The 15,978-nt window shown below is 59.0% G+C and carries 15 protein-coding genes; 10 read left to right on the top strand and 5 right to left on the bottom strand.

The window, feature by feature from the left end; translation table 11 throughout:
* Nucleotides 1-134 precede the first annotated feature (134 nt).
* Nucleotides 135-1,118 carry a quinone oxidoreductase gene (locus M6G53_RS19635; RefSeq protein WP_253333936.1) on the bottom strand — a complete coding sequence of 328 codons (984 nt, stop codon included), beginning with the start codon at nucleotides 1,116-1,118 and terminating at the stop codon, nucleotides 135-137.
* 167 nt (nucleotides 1,119-1,285) lie between these two features.
* Here M6G53_RS19635 and dnaB point away from each other — a divergent pair, with 167 nt between their 5' ends.
* Nucleotides 1,286-2,710 carry a replicative DNA helicase gene (dnaB, locus tag M6G53_RS19640; RefSeq protein ID WP_025160134.1) on the top strand — a complete coding sequence of 475 codons (1,425 nt, stop codon included), beginning with the start codon at nucleotides 1,286-1,288 and terminating at the stop codon, nucleotides 2,708-2,710.
* A 17-nt stretch (nucleotides 2,711-2,727) separates the two neighbouring features.
* Nucleotides 2,728-3,807: an alanine racemase gene (alr, locus tag M6G53_RS19645; protein WP_253333938.1), complete on the top strand. Its 1,080-nt coding sequence runs from the start codon at nucleotides 2,728-2,730 to the stop codon at nucleotides 3,805-3,807.
* Nucleotides 3,808-3,851: 44 nt separating this feature from the next.
* Here alr and M6G53_RS19650 read toward each other — a convergent pair whose 3' ends face one another.
* Complete coding sequence (locus M6G53_RS19650) at nucleotides 3,852-4,619, bottom strand: transporter substrate-binding domain-containing protein (protein ID WP_253333940.1); 768 nt, start codon at nucleotides 4,617-4,619, stop codon at nucleotides 3,852-3,854.
* A gap of 214 nt (nucleotides 4,620-4,833) precedes the next feature.
* Between M6G53_RS19650 and M6G53_RS19655 the strand changes: the two genes are divergently transcribed.
* The 4 genes from M6G53_RS19655 (at nucleotide 4,834) to M6G53_RS19670 (ending at nucleotide 7,479) form a co-directional block, all read left to right on the top strand.
* Nucleotides 4,834-5,307: an Lrp/AsnC family transcriptional regulator gene (locus tag M6G53_RS19655; protein ID WP_049201491.1), complete on the top strand. Its 474-nt coding sequence runs from the start codon at nucleotides 4,834-4,836 to the stop codon at nucleotides 5,305-5,307.
* A gap of 77 nt (nucleotides 5,308-5,384) precedes the next feature.
* Complete coding sequence (locus M6G53_RS19660; protein ID WP_253333942.1) at nucleotides 5,385-6,578, top strand: amino acid aminotransferase; 1,194 nt, start codon at nucleotides 5,385-5,387, stop codon at nucleotides 6,576-6,578.
* A 126-nt stretch (nucleotides 6,579-6,704) separates the two neighbouring features.
* Nucleotides 6,705-7,121 (top strand): secondary thiamine-phosphate synthase enzyme YjbQ, encoded by a 417-nt coding sequence (locus M6G53_RS19665; RefSeq protein WP_004936779.1) that lies wholly within the window; start codon nucleotides 6,705-6,707, stop codon nucleotides 7,119-7,121.
* Nucleotides 7,122-7,125: 4 nt separating this feature from the next.
* Nucleotides 7,126-7,479 (top strand): MmcQ/YjbR family DNA-binding protein, encoded by a 354-nt coding sequence (locus M6G53_RS19670; RefSeq protein WP_253333944.1) that lies wholly within the window; start codon nucleotides 7,126-7,128, stop codon nucleotides 7,477-7,479.
* A 116-nt stretch (nucleotides 7,480-7,595) separates the two neighbouring features.
* On the opposite strand, the gene M6G53_RS19675 is transcribed toward M6G53_RS19670, so the two are convergent.
* Entirely contained in the window at nucleotides 7,596-8,642 is a 1,047-nt protein-coding gene (locus M6G53_RS19675) for an NAD(P)-dependent alcohol dehydrogenase (protein WP_253333946.1), read from the bottom strand.
* Between the two features lie 229 nt (nucleotides 8,643-8,871).
* Entirely contained in the window at nucleotides 8,872-11,700 is a 2,829-nt protein-coding gene (gene uvrA, locus M6G53_RS19680; protein WP_253333948.1) for an excinuclease ABC subunit UvrA, read from the bottom strand.
* Nucleotides 11,701-11,977: 277 nt separating this feature from the next.
* Between uvrA and ssb1 the strand changes: the two genes are divergently transcribed.
* Nucleotides 11,978-12,508 (top strand): single-stranded DNA-binding protein SSB1, encoded by a 531-nt coding sequence (gene ssb1, locus M6G53_RS19685; protein ID WP_004936793.1) that lies wholly within the window; start codon nucleotides 11,978-11,980, stop codon nucleotides 12,506-12,508.
* A 60-nt stretch (nucleotides 12,509-12,568) separates the two neighbouring features.
* Here the strand turns inward: ssb1 and M6G53_RS19690 are convergent, their stop codons facing one another.
* Complete coding sequence (locus M6G53_RS19690; protein WP_253333950.1) at nucleotides 12,569-13,483, bottom strand: LysR family transcriptional regulator; 915 nt, start codon at nucleotides 13,481-13,483, stop codon at nucleotides 12,569-12,571.
* Between the two features lie 244 nt (nucleotides 13,484-13,727).
* Here M6G53_RS19690 and M6G53_RS19695 point away from each other — a divergent pair, with 244 nt between their 5' ends.
* From M6G53_RS19695 to M6G53_RS19705, 3 genes are read left to right on the top strand one after another with little or no spacing between them, the layout of a single operon-like run.
* Nucleotides 13,728-14,342, top strand: a complete 615-nt coding sequence (locus M6G53_RS19695; protein ID WP_253333952.1) for a hypothetical protein — start codon at nucleotides 13,728-13,730, stop codon at nucleotides 14,340-14,342.
* A 15-nt stretch (nucleotides 14,343-14,357) separates the two neighbouring features.
* Nucleotides 14,358-15,152 (top strand): AfsA-related hotdog domain-containing protein, encoded by a 795-nt coding sequence (locus M6G53_RS19700; RefSeq protein WP_253333954.1) that lies wholly within the window; start codon nucleotides 14,358-14,360, stop codon nucleotides 15,150-15,152.
* The gene (locus tag M6G53_RS19705) at nucleotides 15,145-15,978 is read left to right on the top strand and encodes a hypothetical protein (RefSeq protein WP_253333956.1); all 834 of its coding nucleotides are present in this window, start codon (nucleotides 15,145-15,147) and stop codon (nucleotides 15,976-15,978) included. The genes M6G53_RS19700 and M6G53_RS19705 overlap by 8 nt, the downstream gene beginning before the upstream one ends.

The following is a 15,978-nucleotide window of genomic DNA, read 5'->3' on the forward strand; positions in this document are numbered from 1 at the left end:
TTTACCAAACTGGGCCTGCCGAAGTTATAGGCAGGCGACGATCAACATAACCGAACCGCCGTATACGGACCCGTATGTACGGTGGTGTGGGAGGAGGCTGGTCGTGAGATCAGCCCCTATCCCGATTGCCGCTATCAGGGGATAAGCAGGCTGGAGCCGCTGGTACTGCGGCTTTCCAGCACCTGGTGCGCCCGCTGGGCGTCGGCCAGCGCAAATTTCTGCTCGTCCCTCACCTCCACCCGAATGGCACCGCTGCCGATCAGCGAGAACAGCTCGTTGCTGGCGTACTGCAGCTCGGCGCGGTTGGTGACGTAGCCGTTGAGGGAAGGGCGGGTGACGTACAGCGAGCCCTTCTGATTCAGCAGCGCCAGATCGACGCCGGTTACCGGGCCGGAGGCGTTGCCGAAGCTGACCATCAGGCCGCGCCGTTTCAGGCTGTTGAGTGAGGCCTGCCAGGTGCTTTGCCCCACCGAATCGTACACCACGCCGACCTTCTCGCCGTGCGTCAGCTCGGCCACCCGCTGGGCGATATCCTCTTTGTGGTAGTTGATGGTGGCCCAGGCGCCGGCCTGTTTCGCCAGCGCGGCCTTCTCGTCGGAGCCGACGCTGCCGATCAGGCGCGCGCCCAGCGCTTTGGCCCATTGGCAGGCGATAAGCCCGACGCCGCCTGCGGCGGCATGGAACAGGAATACTTCACCCGGCTGCACGTCGTGGGTCTGGCGCAACAGGTAGTGCACCGTCAGCCCTTTGAGGAAAGAAGCGGCGCCCTGCTCAAAACTGAGGTTGTGCGGCAGCAGCGCCACTTTTTCTTCCGCCACGTTGTGGATCTCGCTGTAGGCGCCGAGCGACGACTGCGCATACACCACCCGGTCGCCCGGTTTGATCGCGCTGACTCCGGCGCCGACCTTGAGCACCACGCCGGCCGCCTCGGTGCCGAGGCCGCTCGGCAGGCTGGGCGGCGCGTACAGCCCGCTGCGCACATAGGTGTCGATGTAGTTGATGCCGATCGCCTTGTTCTCGATCTGCACTTCGCCGGCGGCGGGATCGAGCGGTGTAAAATCAACGTATTGCAAGACTTCCGGCCCGCCGGTAGCGGAGAATTGAATGCGCTTGGCCATGTCGTTACCTCGTTTGAGTGTCTGATTTCACCCTATTCTTTTTAGTATCGTAGATCCAGTTCACCCGTGCGGGGTTCAATACCTTTTTTGCATCGGTTATGACGCAAAAATCACGTATACTCTCGCGTCAAGATCCTTCATTCGCAACCGGATAAAGACTACGTTTCATGGCAGGAAAAAAACCAACCAACAAAACAAACGCGGACGAAACCAGAGAGCGTTCCAGAGATCGTCAGATGGAAGGGCTGAAGATGCCGCCGCACTCGCTGGAGGCCGAGCAGTCGGTGTTGGGCGGTTTGATGCTGGATAACGAGCGCTGGGACAACGTGGCGGAGCGCGTGGTCGCCAACGACTTCTTCAGCCGCCCGCACCGCCTGATCTTTACCGAGATGCAGCGTTTGCTGGAGATGAGCAAGCCTATCGACCTCATCACCCTGTCCGAATCGCTCGAGCAGAAAGGTGAGCTGGACTCTGTCGGCGGCTTCGCCTACCTGGCCGAGCTGTCGAAAAACACCCCGAGCGCCGCCAACATCGGCGCCTATGCGGATATCGTGCGCGAGCGCGCGGTGGTGCGCGAAATGATCTCGGTGGCTAACGAGATCGCCGACGCCGGCTACGATCCGCAGGGGCGTAGCAGCGAAGATCTGCTCGATCTGGCGGAATCTCGCGTATTCCAAATCGCCGAGAACCGCGCCAGCAAAGACGAAGGCCCGAAGGGCATCGAGCGCATCCTGGAAGACACCGTATCGCGTATCGAGCAGCTGTATCAGCAGCCGCACGACGGCGTGACCGGGGTCGATACCGGCTATCAGGACCTCAACAAGAAAACTGCGGGCATGCAAAAGTCCGATCTGATCATCGTCGCCGCCCGTCCATCGATGGGGAAAACCACCTTCGCCATGAACCTGTGCGAAAACGCCGCGATGACCCAGGAAAAACCGGTGCTGATCTTCAGTCTGGAGATGCCCGGCGAACAGATCATGATGCGTATGCTGGCGTCGCTGTCGCGCGTGGATCAGACGCGCATCCGTACCGGCCAGCTCGACGACGAGGACTGGGCGCGTATTTCCAGCACCATGGGCATCCTGCTGGAGAAGCGCAACATGTACATCGACGACTCCTCCGGCCTGACACCGACCGAAGTGCGCTCGCGCGCGCGGCGCATTTTCCGCGAGCACGACGGGCTTAGCCTGATCATGATCGACTACCTGCAGCTGATGCGCGTGCCGGCCCTGTCCGACAACCGTACGCTGGAGATCGCCGAGATTTCGCGCTCGCTGAAGGCGCTGGCGAAAGAGCTGCAGGTGCCGGTGGTGGCGCTGTCGCAGCTGAACCGAAGCCTGGAGCAGCGCGCCGACAAACGCCCGGTCAACTCCGACCTGCGTGAATCCGGCTCTATCGAGCAGGACGCCGACCTGATTATGTTCATCTATCGTGATGAGGTGTATCACGAGAACAGCGATCTGAAAGGGATCGCGGAAATTATTATCGGTAAGCAGCGTAACGGCCCGATCGGTACCGTGCGCCTTACCTTTAACGGCCAGTGGTCGCGTTTCGACAACTACGCGGGGCCACAATACGATGACGAATAATCAGCTAAGGAACTGAAATGAAAGCGGCAACCGCTGTAATCGACCGCCGCGCTCTGCGACATAATCTGCAACAGGTGCGCCGCCAGGCGCCGCAAAGCCGCCTGATTGCCGTTGTGAAAGCAAACGCTTATGGACATGGCCTGCTGGAAACAGCACACACTCTGCAAGACGCCGACTGCTACGGTGTGGCGCGCATCGGCGAGGCGCTGATGCTGCGCTCCGGCGGCATCGTCAAACCGATCCTGCTGCTGGAAGGCTTCTTCAGTGCCGAAGATCTGCCGGTGCTGGTGGCGAACAACATCGAAACCGCGGTGCACAGCGTCGAGCAGCTCGAAGCGCTGGAGCAGGCCGAGCTGGCGCGCCCGGTGCCGGTGTGGATGAAGCTCGATACCGGCATGCATCGGTTGGGGGTGCGCCCCGAACAGGCGGAGGCGTTTTATCAGCGTCTGTGCGCTTGCCGCAATGTGGCGCAGCCGGTCAATATCATGAGTCACTTCAGCCGCGCCGATGAGCCGGAATCCGACGCCACCCTGAAACAGATCGCCTGCTTCGAGCAGTTCGCGCGCGGCAAACCGGGTCAGCGCTCGGTCGCTGCCTCCGGCGGCACGCTGCTGTGGCCGGACGCCCACAACGAGTGGGTGCGCCCCGGCATCATCCTGTACGGCGTGTCGCCGCTGGAAAACGGCAGCGGCGCCGAGCATGGTCTGCAGCCGGCGATGACGCTGAAGTCCAGCCTGATCGCGGTGCGCGAGCACCAGGCCGGCGAAGCGGTCGGCTACGGCGGCACCTGGGTAAGCCCGCGCGATACCCGGCTCGGGGTGGTGGCGATGGGGTACGGCGACGGCTACCCGCGCAGCGCGCCGACCGGTACGCCAATCTTGATCAACGGCCGTGAAGTGCCGATCGTCGGCCGGGTGTCGATGGACATGATTTCGGTCGATCTCGGGCCGGACGCCGCCGATAAGGTGGGGGATGAAGCGGTGCTGTGGGGCCCGGCGCTGCCGGTCGAGCGCATCGCCGCCTGTACCGGCATCAGCGCTTACGAGCTGATCACCAAGCTCACGCAGCGCGTGGCGATGGAATATATCGGCGACTGATGCACCGCAGGGGCCGACGCGCGTCGGCCCCGTTTCTCAGCGGGTTACTTCTTTACCGCCAACCACTTGTCGATAATCTTCTGATACTCGCCGGTCGCCTTGGCCAGGTGTAGCCACTGATCCACATACAGTTTCCAGCTCAGATCGTCGCGCGGCAGCATGTAAGCCTTCTCGCCGTACTGCATCGGCTTGGTTGGATTCACTGCGCACAGCTTCGGATAGCGCTTCTGCTGGTACAGCGCCTCGGAGGCGTCGGTGATCATCACGTCCGCCTTGCGGTCTACCAACTGCTGGAAAATGCTCATGTTGTCGTGCGTCAGCGTCAGCTTGGCCTTCGGCAGATAGGCGTGCACGAAGGCCTCATTGGTGCCGCCCGCCGGTTCCAGCAGGCGCACCGACGGTTTGTTGATCTGCTCGAGAGTGCGGTATTTCTTCACGTCGGTGCAGCGCACCAGCGGGATTTTGCCGTCGGTATCCAGCTTGTCGGCGAAGAACACCTGTTTTTGCCGCTCCAGCGTGACGGAGATGCCGCCCATCGCGATATCGCACTTGCCGGAGGTGAAGTCGGGCGTCAGGGTTTTCCAGCTGGTCTTCACCCATTTCACTTTCGCGCCCAGACTCTTGGCCAGCGATTCCGCCATGTCGATGTCGATACCTTCATAGCCGCCGTCTTCCCTGAGGAAGGTATAGGGCTTGTAGTCGCCGGTGGTGCAGACCTCCAGGGTCTTTTGCTGCAGCACCTTGTCCAGGTGGGATTGCGCGCCGGCGCTGCCGGCGGCGAGCAGCAGCGCGAGAGGGAGTAGCTTTTTCATCTGGCGTCCTTTTATACATTCGTGGTTTTATGCGTTACTTCGCCGTTAATTGTCGTTTGCCTGCATGAGTTAGCCGTTTTTTATGCCGCTTACCGGCGAAAACGCCGGGCGTTGCTGCTGTACGCGATTTAAGCGCCAGGGTGTGACGTCGGCAACGGTAAAAAAACTGGTAGGCTGTAACGTCAACATTTATTAACACAGTTTACAGGTGGCTATGTACAACATTGACGATTTTGATATGAAAATCCTGACGCTGTTACAGGCCAACGGCCGTCTGACCAATCAGGAGCTGAGCGAGCTGGTGGGGCTCTCCGCCTCCCAGTGTTCGCGGCGGCGCATCAGCCTGGAGCAGGCGCAGCTGATCCGCGGCTACCACGCACGGCTGGCGCCGGAGGCGGTCGGCCTGGGGCTGGTGGGGCTGATCGAAGTCAGCCTGATCACGCACGCGCAGGAGCAGATCGACAGCTTTCATCAGATGCTGGAGGAGGTGGATGCCATCCTTGACGCTTACAAGACCACCGGCGACGCCGATTACCTGCTGAAAGTGGCGGTGGCGGACCTGCCGGCGCTGAGCGAATTCATCAGCCAGACGCTGTCGCCGCACAAAAGCGTGGCACATATCAAAACGGCGGTGGTGCTCAATCGCATCAAGGAAAACGGTTTATTGCCGGTGGCGCGAGAAAGCTAAAACCGAATGCGGTTTTCCGTCTATATTAGGAACGTAACGCTGTGCCCAACACCACAATAAACCAGGAGAAAAACCCCGTGTTCCAGAACGTTGACGCCTATGCCGGCGATCCCATTCTGTCGCTGATGGAAAAATTCAAACAAGACCCGCGCGCGCACAAGGTGAACCTGAGTATCGGCCTGTACTACGATGCGCAGGGCATCATCCCGCAGATGCGAGCGGTCGCCGCGGCGCAAACGCAGTTGAACAGCGTCGAGCACGGCGCCTCGGTGTACCTGCCAATGGAAGGGCTGCAACCCTACCGTTCCGCCATCCAGCAGCTGCTGTTCGGCGCGCAGCACCCGATGCTGCAGCAGGGGCGTATCGCCACCATTCAGACCGTCGGCGGTTCCGGCGCGTTGAAAGTGGGCGCTGACTTCCTGAAAAGCTACTTCCCGGATTCGCAGGTGTGGGTCAGCGATCCGACCTGGGAAAACCACGTCGCTATCTTCAGCGGCGCCGGTTTCAAGGTGAATACCTACCCGTATTTCGACAGCGAAAGCCTGGGCGTGAAGTTCGACGCCATGCTCGCCGCGCTGAAACAGCTGCCGAAGCACAGCATCGCGCTGCTGCACCCGTGCTGCCACAACCCGACCGGTTCCGACCTGACCCCTGCCCAGTGGGATGAGGTGGTCAAGGTGATCGCCGAACGTGAAATCATTCCGTTCCTCGACATCGCCTACCAGGGTTTCGGCGGCGGCATGGAGCAGGATGCCTACGCCATTCGCGCCATCGCGGCGGCCGGCCTGCCGTGCCTGGTGAGCAACTCGTTCTCGAAGATCTTCTCGCTGTACGGCGAGCGCGTCGGCGGCCTGTCGGTGGTGTGCGAAAGCGAAGAGGCGGCCGGGCGCGTGCTGGGCCAGCTGAAGGCCACCGTGCGCCGCAACTACTCGAGCCCGCCGAATTTCGGCGCGCAGCTGGTGGCCAAGGTGCTGAACGACGCCCAGCTGAAAACCCAATGGCTGGACGAAGTGGAGAGCATGCGTACCCGCATTCTCGAGATGCGTCACGCGCTGGTGGACACCCTGAAAAGCGCGCTGCCGCAGCGCAACTTCGATTACCTGCTGGCGCAGCGCGGCATGTTCAGCTACACCGGCTTCAGCGCGGCGCAGGTCGATCGCCTGCGTGAAGAGTTCGGCGTCTACCTGATCCACAGCGGCCGCATGTGCGTGGCCGGCCTGAACCACAACAACGTGCGTCAGGTGGCCGAGGCGTTTGCCGCGGTGCAGTAACGCCTGTTAGTCTTAACGGACGTGCATCGGGGAGCGATAGCGATATCGCTCCTTTTTTATTGCCGGCGCGCCGCCGCAGTTGCCGCAAACCGGAGAGAGAATATACTGATTGAGGGGCGCTCACTCATGTGGCATCAGCAAACGCTAATCCTCAGCGCAAAAGCGCGTGGCTTTCATCTGGTTACCGACGAGATCGTCAACCAGTTAACCCACTTACACCGCCTGCAAACCGGCCTGCTGCATCTGTTGCTGCAGCATACCTCGGCCTCGCTGACGCTCAACGAGAACTGCGATCCCACGGTGCGAGCCGATATGGAGCAGCATTTCCTGCGCCAGGTGCCGGAAAACGCACCCTATCAGCATGACTACGAAGGGCCGGACGACATGCCGGCGCACATCAAATCCTCGCTGCTGGGCGCGTCCTTGACGCTGCCCGTCAGGCACGGGCGGCTGATGTTGGGCACATGGCAGGGTATCTGGCTGGGGGAGCACCGCATCCACGGCGGAGCACGCCGTATTGTGGCCACATTACAGGGGGAATAACCCAATGAATAACAGCGCATTGCTGGAGTACTGCATGGCGAAGCCGGGCGCGGAGCAAAGCGACCAGAACCAGTGGCAGGCCAGCCAGATCAAGGTAGGCGACGTGATGTTCGCCATGGTGTGCGAGGTAGCGGGGCGGCCGGCGCTGGCGGTCAAGTCCAGCCCGGAGCTGGCGGAAAGCCTGCGTGAACACCATCCTGAGATCGTCGCCTGCGCCGGCCTGAACAAGGCGCACTGGAACACGGTGTTTCTCGACGGCAACCTGCCGAACTCGCAGTTTTACACGCTGATCGACAGCTCCTATCAGCTGGTGGTGGCAGGCCTGCCCGAACACGTGCGCCAGGAACTGCGCGCCTGATTGCCGGGCGGCGCCGCCGCCCACGTTCTCCCCATTTCCGTTTGAAACTGTGATCGTTACTTTAAATTGGGAACGTTCCCTTTTTATTGTCGCACCAAAGTGGCTACGCTTGGCATTCAAGAAACGCGGATATCCACCACGAAGCGGTACTTCACGTCGCTTTTCAGCATGCGTTCATAGGCTTCATTAATCTGCTGCATCGGGATCAGTTCGATATCCGAGGTGATGCCGTGTTGGCCGCAGAAGTCCAGCATCTCTTGCGTTTCCGCGATGCCGCCGATCAGCGAACCGGCGATGCGGCGGCGCTTCATGATCAGGTTGAACACCTGTGGCGACGGGTGATCGTGCTCCGGCGCGCCGACCAGCGTCAGGGTGCCGTCGCGGCGCAGCAAGTTGAGGAACGGATTCAGATCGTGCTGAGCCGCTACCGTGTTGAGGATGAAGTCGAAGCTGTTGACGTGCTGCGCCATCTCCTCCGGGTTGCGTGAAATCACCACTTCATGGACGCCGAGGCGTTTGGCGTCTTCGATTTTCGACGGCGAGGTGGTGAACAGCACCACGTGCGCGCCCATTGCCCGCGCCAGTTTGACGCCCATGTGCCCCAGCCCGCCGAGGCCGACGATGCCGACCTTTTTGCCCGGCCCCGCGCCCCACTGGCGCAGCGGTGAATAGGTGGTGATGCCGGCGCACAGCAGCGGCGCGACCCCGGCCGGATCGAGATTTTCCGGTACCCGCAGCACGAAGTCCTGATCCACCACCAGATCGGTGGAGTAGCCGCCATAGGTTACGGCGCCGGTCTGGCGATCCTGGCCGTTATAGGTGCCGGTAAAGCCGTGCTCGCAATACTGTTCCAGCCCCTCATCGCAGCTCGGGCAGCTGCGACAGGAATCCACCATGCAGCCGACGCCGACCAGATCGCCGACCCGGTAACGCGAGACATGGCCGCCGACGGCGCTGACGCGGCCGACGATTTCATGGCCCGGTACTACCGGGTAAATCGTATTGCTCCATTCATTGCGCGCCTGATGCAGATCCGAATGGCAGACGCCGCAGAATAGCACCTGAATTTGCACATCGTGGTCGCGCAGGGCGCGCGGTGGGTAATCGAAAGGCACCAGCGCAGACTTTGCGTCATGCGCGGCATAGGCATGGGTAATGTTCATGGTCGCTCCAGTGATCAACGTATGGGTGACAACGCTTGGCCGGCAGCGCAGTGCCGGTGAGACACGGCCTGAGTCAGAGAGGGGGGCCGCTGAGGGAACATTGATGATAAAAGCGCTGAGCGTGGAGGGAAATGCCTGAAAATGTCGAAATCTTGCCTGTTTCTGTTTGATTGCAGCGAAACGGGTCAGCGTGTGGGCCGCCTGAGCGACGGCCCGCACGCCAGCGGCATTACTTGTTCAACAACGGTTTCAGGAAGCGTGCAGTGTGTGACTTTTCACACTCGGCCACGGTTTCCGGCGTGCCGGCGACCAGGATTTCGCCGCCGCCGCTGCCGCCTTCCGGCCCCAAATCGACGATCCAGTCGGCGGTCTTGATCACGTCCAGGTTATGCTCGATGACCACGATGGTGTTGCCCTGATCGCGCAGCTGATGCAGCACCGCCAACAGCTGCTGGATATCGGCGAAGTGCAGACCGGTGGTCGGCTCGTCGAGGATATACAGCGTCTGGCCGGTGCCGCGTTTCGACAGCTCGCGCGCCAGCTTGACGCGCTGTGCCTCACCGCCGGAGAGCGTGGTGGCCGACTGGCCGAGACGGATGTACGACAGGCCGACATCCATCAGGGTCTGCAGCTTGCGCGCCAGCGCCGGTACCGCGTCGAAGAAGTCACGCGCTTCTTCGATGGTCATCTCCAGCACTTCGTGGATGCTCTTGCCCTTGTACTTCACTTCCAGCGTTTCGCGGTTATAGCGCTTGCCCTTGCACTGATCGCACGGCACGTAGATGTCCGGCAGGAAGTGCATCTCGACCTTGATCACCCCGTCGCCCTGGCAGGCTTCGCAGCGCCCGCCCTTGACGTTGAAGCTGAAGCGGCCCGGCGTATAACCGCGGCTGCGCGATTCCGGCACGCCGGCGAACAGCTCGCGCACCGGGGTAAAAATGCCGGTGTAGGTGGCCGGGTTGGAGCGCGGTGTGCGGCCGATCGGGCTCTGATCGATGTCGATCACCTTGTCGAAATGTTCCAGGCCGGTCACTTCGCGGAACGGCGCCGGTTCGGCGATGGTGGCCCCGTTGAGCTGGCGCTGAGCGATCGGGAACAGCGTATCGTTGATCAGCGTCGATTTGCCGGAGCCGGAAACGCCGGTGATGCAGGTAAACAGCCCGACCGGCAGCGTCAGCGTCACGTCCTTCAGGTTGTTGCCGCGCGCGCCGCTCAGCTTCAGCACCTTGGTCGGATCGGCCTGCACGCGCTGCGCCGGAATGGCGATCTCGCGCTTGCCGCTGAGGAACTGGCCGGTCAGCGAGTCCGGCTGTGCCATGATGTCGTCGACGGTGCCTTCCGCCACCACCTGGCCGCCGTGCACGCCGGCGCCGGGGCCGATGTCGATCACGTGGTCGGCGGCGCGGATGGCGTCTTCGTCATGCTCCACCACGATCACCGTGTTGCCGAGGTTGCGCAGGTGGATCAGCGTTTCCAGCAGGCGCTCGTTGTCGCGCTGGTGCAGGCCGATCGACGGCTCATCCAGCACGTACATCACGCCCACCAGGCCGGCGCCGATCTGGCTGGCCAAACGGATACGCTGCGCTTCGCCGCCGGAGAGCGTCTCCGCCGAGCGGGACAGTGACAGATAGTTCAGGCCGACGTTCACCAGGAATTTCAGGCGATCGCCGATCTCTTTCAGCACTTTTTCGGCGATCTTGGCGCGTTGGCCGCTGAGCTTCATGTTCTGGAAGAAGGTCATCGCATGGCCGATGCTCAGATCGGATATCTCCGGCAGCGTGGTGTCTTCGACGAACACGTTGCGCGCTTCTTCGCGCAGGCGCGTGCCGTGGCACGAGGCGCAAGGGCGGTTGCTGATGAACTTCGCCAGCTCTTCGCGCACCGCGCTGGATTCGGTCTCTTTGTAGCGGCGCTCCATGTTGTGCAGCACGCCTTCGAACGGATGGCGGCGCACGGTGGTGTCACCGCGATCGTTGATGTATTTGAATTCGATCGACTCTTTGCCGGAACCGCTCAGCACCGCCTTCTGCACGTTGGCGCTCAGGGTGTTGAACGGCGCCTCGACGTCGAACTCATAGTGCTCCGCCAGCGAGCGCAGCATCTGGAAGTAATAGAAGTTGCGGCGATCCCAGCCGCGGATTGCGCCGCCGGCCAGCGACAGCTCGGGGTTTTGCACCACGCGATCCGGATCGAAGAACTGCTGCACGCCCAGGCCGTCGCAGGTCGGGCAGGCGCCGGCCGGGTTGTTGAAGGAAAACAGGCGCGGTTCCAGCTCGCGCATGCTGTAGCCGCAGATCGGGCAGGCGAAGTTGGCGGAGAACAGCAGCTCGTCCGCTTTTTCGTCGTCCATGTCCGCCACCACCGCGGTGCCGCCGGAGAGCTCCAGCGCGGTTTCGAACGATTCGGCCAGGCGCTGCGCCATGTCGTCGCGCACCTTGAAACGGTCGACCACCACTTCGATGGTGTGTTTCTTTTGCAGCTCCAGCTTCGGCGGATCGGACAGATCGCACACTTCGCCGTCGATGCGCGCGCGGATATAGCCCTGGGCGGCCAGGTTTTCCAGCGTTTTGGTATGCTCGCCCTTGCGGTCTTTCACCACCGGCGCCAGCAGCATCAGGCGTTTGCCCTCCGGCTGGCTCAGCACGTTATCAACCATCTGGCTGACGGTTTGCGCCGCCAGCGGCACATGGTGATCCGGGCAGCGCGGTTCGCCGACGCGGGCGAACAGCAGGCGCAGGTAGTCGTGGATCTCGGTGATGGTGCCGACCGTGGATCGCGGGTTGTGCGAGGTGGATTTCTGCTCGATGGAGATCGCCGGCGACAGGCCTTCGATATGATCGACGTCCGGTTTTTCCATCAGCGACAGGAACTGGCGCGCATAGGCGGAGAGCGATTCGACGTAGCGGCGCTGCCCTTCGGCGTACAGCGTATCGAAAGCCAGCGATGACTTGCCGGAACCGGACAGGCCGGTGACGACGATCAGTTTGTCACGCGGGATGATCAGGTTGATGTTTTTCAGATTATGGGTTCGAGCACCACGAACTTCGATATTGTCCATTTACACTTCCCGTCTTGATGATACACCGCGCCTGTCGCGATTTTTGCGGGGGATTTTGTGATGGATCTCGCAAAAAACCGGCACAGCCTGGTCGAAACGCATAATTATGACACAAAAAAACCTGAATGAATATCCAGTATGCGAATGCAACAAGGTCGATCGAAAAGACAATTCTGGAATGCAATTCGCACTTATCAACACGGGTGTGGTTTCGTACTCAGCGTGGTAAACTGACGCGTTTATACTGTGTAGAAATCAATCATCGGGAGAAGTGCTCATGGCCAGCAGAGGCGTAAACAAAGTAATTCTGGTCGGGAATCTGGGTCAGGATCCAGAAGTCCGTTACATGCCGAACGGCGGCGCAGTGGCCAACATTACCCTGGCGACCTCCGAAAGCTGGCGTGACAAGGCGACCGGCGAACAGAAAGAGAAGACCGAGTGGCACCGCGTCGTGCTGTTCGGCAAACTGGCCGAAGTGGCGGGCGAATACCTGCGTAAAGGCTCTCAGGTCTACATCGAAGGCTCCCTGCAGACCCGTAAATGGCAGGATCAGAGCGGCCAGGATCGCTACACCACCGAGATCGTGGTTAACGTCGGCGGCACCATGCAGATGCTGGGCGGCCGTCAGGGCGGCGGCGCACCGGCCGGTCAATCTGCCGGCGGCCAGGGCGGTTGGGGCCAGCCTCAGCAGCCACAGGGCGGCAACCAGTTCAGCGGCGGCCAGCAGCAGTCTCGCCCGGCGCAGAACAGCGCACCGGCGACCAGCAACGAACCGCCAATGGATTTCGACGACGATATTCCGTTCTGATATCCGGCTGTTTGCAGCCAACAAAAAAGCCCCGAAAGGGGCTTTTTTGTTTTTGCTGCATCAAAGCTCTGGCGATGAGGCCAACAATTGTCGGGCTGCGTTCAACACGTTGACCCGCTTTTCGTTTTTTTGCATCACCAGATAGACGTCGATGTTCAATCTTTCATTCATTTGTGCATCCAGGTGGCGATAGCACAAGCCCGCCCGGGTGGAGACGCACATCGATTGCGGCATTAGCGCCATGCCTTTTCCCCGGGCGATGCTGGCCAGCATGATCAGCGAATCGTCGGGTTCCGCTTTGCGCTTCAGTACAAAAGGCAGTGATTGAAGGACATTTTCGCACTTGTCATAAAAACCCGGGTTTGCGCTGCGGGAGAACCAGTAGAGCGGCAGATCGACAACGTCGCGCAGCGATACGGTATCTTGAATACTGGCGGGATGCGACGAAGGCAGCGCCAACATGAGCGGTTCTCGATACAACCAACGAAATTCAAAGGCTTCTTCGCCGTTAGGCGCTTTCTCGCCGACCAGTGCGATATCCAGATTCCCCCGAGCCAAGATCTGCAGTAACTGTTTTGACGTCAGTTGGTGAGCGGAGATCTCATCGGCATCGATAAGCTTTTCCAAATGGGCATTGATGGTGGGAATCAGACTGAAATCCAGCGTACGCGTGACGCCGATTTTCACCGTGTCGCTCTCGACATTGAGTCGTTGAATCAAATGAGAAAGCTGGTTAATGAGTTGCTTAGCCTGTTCTTCCAGTTTGATCCCCGCCTCAGTTAAATGTACCTGATGGGTATCGCGGGTAAACAGCGGGCAGCCAATCACGTCCTCAAGGCACTGGATTTGCCGGGTCAACGGCGGTTGCGTCATCCGCATTCTTTCGGCTGCCCGGCGAAAATTCAGTTCGTGCGCGACGGCGAGAAAGCACTGCAACTGCTTAATTGTGGGTAGTTTTTCATTGAAAATCGTCAATTACGGGCTCCGACGTCATTCGGCCTGTCGCTGGCTGGCGAAAGGTGGGCGATAGCAAATAAAATCCAGAATCAACACGTCGGGTACAGCGGTATTCTATTTTTTGTATCAGGTTACCTGAATGGCTGTTATGTTTCCATAACATTATTGATACAAAAGTTATATTACAAAACTAACAATTCTCTAATGTTATGGACTTGTTATTGTGACGCCTCTCAACACACACACCTACAGAGGTTTATTTATGTCGGCAAAATACGTACTCATTACCCGTTTCCCACTGAAAGACAATACCGATAAGTCACAATTCAAATCGCTGGCGAATAGCAATGCTGGGAAATATTTTGTTTCGGATGAGCAAAATATTAACGAATTGCTCGAATTACGCGCATTCGCCTCCGTCGAGGAAATTGCTGCTCAGGAAAGTGAGTTGGAGTCTGCATTCCATTCGTTCTCTGCCGTCCTGGCCGGTGATGTTCGTCGTGAGTTGGTTAAATTCGTTGAGGCACCCATTGATTCCGCTGACGATATTCCAACCACCGAATATGTTCAACTGCGTCATGTGGAGGTGCCGGCAGAAAATTACAGCCAATATCGTCACTGGCGTGAAGAAACTATTTTCAACGTCGTTCATGACAATAAAGATAAAATCACCAGCTTCGGCGCCTATCACTCACTGATCAGCGGCCAACCCGGCGTCATGTTTATCTCGGCTTTCAATGGAAATAAAGAGGCCTACAAAGAAGCCTTCACCAATGCCCGTTATCAGACCATTATTCAGCAAGCCGGTGACAGCTATATTACTGGCGGCAACGATGGCCTTTATACCCGTATTTATCGTTCAGTTTCTTGTTGTTGATAACTTGAGGTTGTAATGAAAAGTCAAGCAATGTCGAAGAAAATCGTGGTCGTCGGTGATAAATTTAGCGAGTTCTCTAACGGTAAAGACGTTGTAACCATTAGCCAGTTAGAGCTTATCACCCAAATCCCTGCTCATATTATAGATACTAACAGCCAATTTATCGTTGGCCAGGGCGTGCGCGATGATTATGCCGGGAAAGTGCTGGAAAACCAGCATCGTAACAGAAGTCATGGAAATAAATTAGATCTGACCGAGTTGGAGAAGCTGACGGCGACAGCAAGAAACGCCTATTCGCATAAAAAAATAAATCACAACACGCTGATCGGCGCCGCAGAGAAAGTGAAGGATAATTTTTTTGCGCTGCCTTTACTGATTGATGAACGCTGTGAACTTATGGCCGACCACCAGACGGGACAACATATTCAGGGGATGATTTTGGTTGAGGCATGTCGCCAAACCTTTATTGCCGTCACCGAAGAATTCTACCTGCCTGACAGTGCAGGAAAATCCTACTATGTCATCAATGATATGAACATCAAGTTTGAAAACTTCCTGTTCCCATTGCCGGCGATTGTCCACTATGAGCTGGTGGAGCAGAACGTGAATGAACGCCGTGCGCGCTTCAAAGCGGATATTCGCATCACCCAGCACACCACGCTGTGCGCGAGCATGTCGGTATCGTTTACCGTTTACCCGGCGTCGGTCATCGGTGAAAAAGAAGCGGTGTTGGCGACAGAGATGACGCATACCCTTTTGCAGAACGCCGCTCTCGGCGTCCCGAGCGAGCGAGGGGGCGTGCATGCCTGAGACTAACGGCCAGCGCTACTCTCTGGCCGTGACCACGCAGGGGCCGCTTTATCCCCCTGCGGAGGTTGTGGATGCCGAGGGAAACTTTGTGGTCATCGGGCAGATCCCGCGCGAAAACGGCATTGAGTGGGGGGGCGCAATCGTAGATAAAAACAGCCCGTTACCCGCCTTTGGCCAGGCTTTACCCTATACCGTCATCGATGAACTGCAGACATTGACGGCCGAGCAATTGGCGGACATCACCCTGTACACGTTGCCGTTGCCATTACCGCTGAATAACTATCCGATGACGTTTGCACCGGAACAACGACCGGAGGCCGCTAACGATCGCAGGCCAAGCGTGCCGTTGCATGAAGGTTATATCGCCGACATGCGAACCGCTGACGGCCCGCGCCGACTGCCGGCGATTACTTTGGCCGATTGGATGACGGCGCAAGGCGAACTCGTCGTTAGCCTCAGTGAAGATCGGCGCACAGCCCGTTTCGATTTCCGCTTCCGTCATCTGGTGCCGAACAGCGTTTATACCGTGATGAGTCTGCGAGAGCGTGACCTGTCACCGCTTGCGCCAACCCGGCCGGGCCCATTGGGGATCCCCAACGTGTTCGTGACGGATGCGCAGGGCCACGCCGAATTTTGGGCCGAATTGCCTAACCCTTTCCCGGCCGCGAGCGAAAATAGCAATCGGGTGATTAATGTCGTGGTTTTATTTATGAGCTGTCGCCAGAGCTTTGGCGGCGCGATAGGCCTTTATGGACTGGGTGGCGATATTCATGCGCATTTGAAATTGCCTGCATTATCTTTTAGCGAATTTACCACTGTGAAATAA

Source organism: Serratia nevei (assembly GCF_024160145.1).
GTDB classification, from domain to species: Bacteria; Pseudomonadota; Gammaproteobacteria; order Enterobacterales; family Enterobacteriaceae; genus Serratia; species Serratia nevei_A.

Bases quoted from the DNA above. Each gene is read 5' to 3' on its own strand.
- M6G53_RS19635 (WP_253333936.1), bottom strand. From the start codon at position 1,118: ATGGCCAAGCGCATTCAATTCTCCGCTACCGGCGGGCCGGAAGTCTTG.
- dnaB (WP_025160134.1), top strand. From the start codon at position 1,286: ATGGCAGGAAAAAAACCAACCAACAAAACAAACGCGGACGAAACCAGA.
- alr (WP_253333938.1), top strand. From the start codon at position 2,728: ATGAAAGCGGCAACCGCTGTAATCGACCGCCGCGCTCTGCGACATAAT.
- M6G53_RS19650 (WP_253333940.1), bottom strand. From the start codon at position 4,619: ATGAAAAAGCTACTCCCTCTCGCGCTGCTGCTCGCCGCCGGCAGCGCC.
- M6G53_RS19655 (WP_049201491.1), top strand. From the start codon at position 4,834: ATGTACAACATTGACGATTTTGATATGAAAATCCTGACGCTGTTACAG.
- M6G53_RS19665 (WP_004936779.1), top strand. From the start codon at position 6,705: ATGTGGCATCAGCAAACGCTAATCCTCAGCGCAAAAGCGCGTGGCTTT.
- M6G53_RS19670 (WP_253333944.1), top strand. From the start codon at position 7,126: ATGAATAACAGCGCATTGCTGGAGTACTGCATGGCGAAGCCGGGCGCG.
- M6G53_RS19675 (WP_253333946.1), bottom strand. From the start codon at position 8,642: ATGAACATTACCCATGCCTATGCCGCGCATGACGCAAAGTCTGCGCTG.
- uvrA (WP_253333948.1), bottom strand. From the start codon at position 11,700: ATGGACAATATCGAAGTTCGTGGTGCTCGAACCCATAATCTGAAAAAC.
- ssb1 (WP_004936793.1), top strand. From the start codon at position 11,978: ATGGCCAGCAGAGGCGTAAACAAAGTAATTCTGGTCGGGAATCTGGGT.
- M6G53_RS19695 (WP_253333952.1), top strand. From the start codon at position 13,728: ATGTCGGCAAAATACGTACTCATTACCCGTTTCCCACTGAAAGACAAT.
- M6G53_RS19700 (WP_253333954.1), top strand. From the start codon at position 14,358: ATGAAAAGTCAAGCAATGTCGAAGAAAATCGTGGTCGTCGGTGATAAA.
- M6G53_RS19705 (WP_253333956.1), top strand. From the start codon at position 15,145: ATGCCTGAGACTAACGGCCAGCGCTACTCTCTGGCCGTGACCACGCAG.